Genomic DNA, 2,987 nt, shown 5'->3' on the forward strand with positions numbered 1-2,987 from the left:
TCGGGGTTGATGGTGGCGGTGGCGTGGGTGGTCCAGGTGGTGGTGGTGCGGGTGTGGATGGTGAGGGTTTGGTGGCCGGTGGGGGTGGGGGTGGTGAGGTGGAGGTGGAGGTGGGTGGGGGTGTGGGGGTGGAGGGTGATGGGGGTGTGGAGGGTGAGGTCGGTGGTGGTGGGGGTGTGGGGGTTGGTGGTGTGGAGGGTGAGGTCGAGTAGGGCGGTGGCGGGGAGGATGGTGGTGTTGTTGATGGTGTGGTGGTGGAGCCAGGGGTGGGTGGTGGTGGTGAGGGTGCCGGTGTGGTGGGTGGTGTGGTCGGGGGTGGTGATGGTGGTGGTGAGGAGGGGGTGGGGGTGGGTGGTGTGGGTGTGGGGGTGGGGGTGGAGCCAGTAGTGGTGGTGTTGGAAGGCGTGGGTGGGGAGGGTGGTGTGGGTGGGGGTGGGGTGGGTGGTGGGGGTGGGTGGGGTGGTGTGGGTGGTGTGGTGGGTGGCGATGGCGGTGGTGAGGGTGTGGTGTTCGGGGTGTTTGGGGTGGAGGGTGGGGGTGAAGGTGTGGCCGGTGGTGTGGGTGTGGGGTGCGGTGGTGGTGAGGGTGGTGTCGGGGCCGAGTTCGATGTGGTGGGTGGGGGTGGTGGTGAGGTGGGTGAGGGCGTGGTGGTAGCGGACGGGTTGGCGGATGTGTTGGGTCCAGTATTCGGGGGTGGTGATGTGGTGGGGGTCGGCGGGTTGGCCGGTGAGGGTGGAGAGGATGGGGGTGTGGGGTTGGTGGTAGGTGAGGGTGGTGGCGGTGGTGTGGAAGGCGTCGAGGATGGGGTCCATGTGGTGGGAGTGGAAGGCGTGGCTGACGTTGAGGCGGGTGGTTTTGTGGTGGTGGGTGTGGAGTTGGTGGGTGAGGTGTTCGATGGCGTCGTGGTCGCCGGAGATGACGAGGTGGTGGGGGCTGTTGATGGCGGCGATGGTGAGTTGGTGGGGGTATTGGGTGAGCCATTGGGTGGCTTGGGTTTCGGTGAGGTTGGTGGCGAGCATGGCGCCGCCGGGGGTGGCGTTTTGCATGTGGTGGCCGCGGGCGGCGACGAGGGTGCAGGCGTCGGGGAGGGTGAGGATGCCGGCGGCGTGGGCGGCGGCGATTTCGCCGACGGAGTGGCCGATGAGGTAGTCGGGGTGGATGTTGTGGTGGGTGAGGAGGGCGTGGAGGGCGGTTTGGAGGGCGAAGAGTGCGGGTTGGGCGTAGCGGGTTTGGTGGAGTGCGGGGTGGTTGGTGAAGACGAGGTCGTGCAGGGGGATGTCGAGGTGGGGGTTGAGGTGGGTGGCGCAGGTGTCGAAGGTTTCGGCGAAGGCGGGGTGTCGGGTGTGGAGTTCGGCGCCCATGTGGGGGCGTTGGGAGCCTTGGCCGGTGAATTGGAAGAGGGTTTTGGTGGTGGTGGCGTGGCCGGTGGCGGTGCCGGGGTGGGGGGTGTTGGTGGTGATGGCGTGTAGGCCGGTGAGGAGGTCGTGGAGGGTGTGGCCGGTGATGGTGGCGCGGTGGGGGTGACGGGTGCGGGTGGTGGTGAGGGCGTGGCTGATGTGGTGGGGGGGTTGGGGGTGGTGGGTGAGGTGGTCGTGCAGGCGTTGGGCTTGGTCGTGGAGGGCGTCGGGGGTGTGGGCGGTGACGGTCCAGGTCAGGAGGGTGTCGGTGGGGGTGGGGTTGTCGGGGGTGGTGGGTTGGGGTTCGGGTTGTTCGAGGATGAGGTGGGCGTTGGTGCCGCTGATGCCGAAGGAGGAGATGGCGGCGCGGCGGGGGCGGTCGTGGTGGGGCCAGGGTTGGGTGGTGGTGAGGAGGGCGACGTTGCCGGTGGTCCAGTCGACGTGGGGGGTGGGTTCGTCGATGTGGAGGGTGGCGGGTAGGAGGCCGTGGTGCATGGCGTGGGTCATTTTGATGACGCTGGCGATGCCGGCGGCGGCTTGGGTGTGGCCGATGTTGGATTTGATGGAGCCGAGCCAGAGGGGGGTGTCGGGGTGGTGTTCCTGGCCGTAGGTGGCCAGGAGGGCGTGGGCTTCGATGGGGTCGCCGAGGGTGGTGCCGGTGCCGTGGGCGTCGACGGCGTCGATGTCGGCGGCGGTGAGGCGGGCGTTGGTGAGGGCGGCGCGGATGACGCGTTCCTGGGCGGGTCCGTTGGGTGCGGTCAGGCCGTTGGACGCGCCGTCCTGGTTGACCGCGCTGCCCCGGATGACCGCGAGGACGCGCCGGCCGGCCCGACGGGCGTCGGACAACCGCTGCACCACCACCACACCCACACCCTCGCCCCAACCGGTGCCGTCCGCGGACGAGGAGAACGCCTTGCACCGGCCGTCGGGCGCCAGGCCACGCTGGCGGCTGAACTCCACGAAGGTGGTCGGGGTGGCCATCACCGCGACTCCGCCGACGAGCGCCGTCGAGCACTCCCGCTTACGCAGCGACTGCGCGGCCAGGTGCAACGCGACCAGCGACGACGAACAGGCGGTGTCCACCGACAGGGCCGGCCCCTCCAGACCGAGCGTGTAGGCGATCCGGCCCGAGGCGAGGCTCGCGAGGCTGCCGTTGGCGACGTAGCCCTCGAAGCTCTTCGGCGCCGGTCGCAGCCGGGAGCCGTAGTCGTTGTACATCACCCCGACGAAGACGCCGGTGTCGGTGCCCCGCAACGCGTCCGGCGCGATACCCGCCCGCTCCACCGCCTCCCACGACGTCTCCAACAACAACCGCTGCTGCGGATCCATCGCCAACGCCTCACGCGGCGAGATCCCGAAGAACTCCGCGTCGAACCCACCCGCCTCGTGCAGGAAACCACCCTGCCGCGTGTACGACCGACCCACCGCGTCCGGATCCGGATCGTAGAGACCCTCCAGGTCCCACCCCCGACCCTCCGGAAACCCACCAACCGCGTCCCGACCCTCGACCACCAGGTCCCACAACTGCTCCGGCGAGACCACCCCACCCGGAAAACGACACGCCATACCCACGATCGCGATCGGCTCCCG

General features: G+C 69.5%; 1 protein-coding gene. It reads right to left on the minus strand.

Going from position 1 to position 2,987, the window contains the following annotated elements; genetic code table 11:
* On the minus strand, window positions 1-2,987 hold a 2,987-nt coding region (locus tag JQX11_RS31875; RefSeq protein WP_204928625.1), incomplete at both ends, for a type I polyketide synthase.

Origin of the sequence: Micromonospora humida, from assembly GCF_016901255.1 — a bacterium.
Taxonomy (GTDB): Bacteria; Actinomycetota; Actinomycetes; order Mycobacteriales; family Micromonosporaceae; genus Micromonospora; species Micromonospora wenchangensis.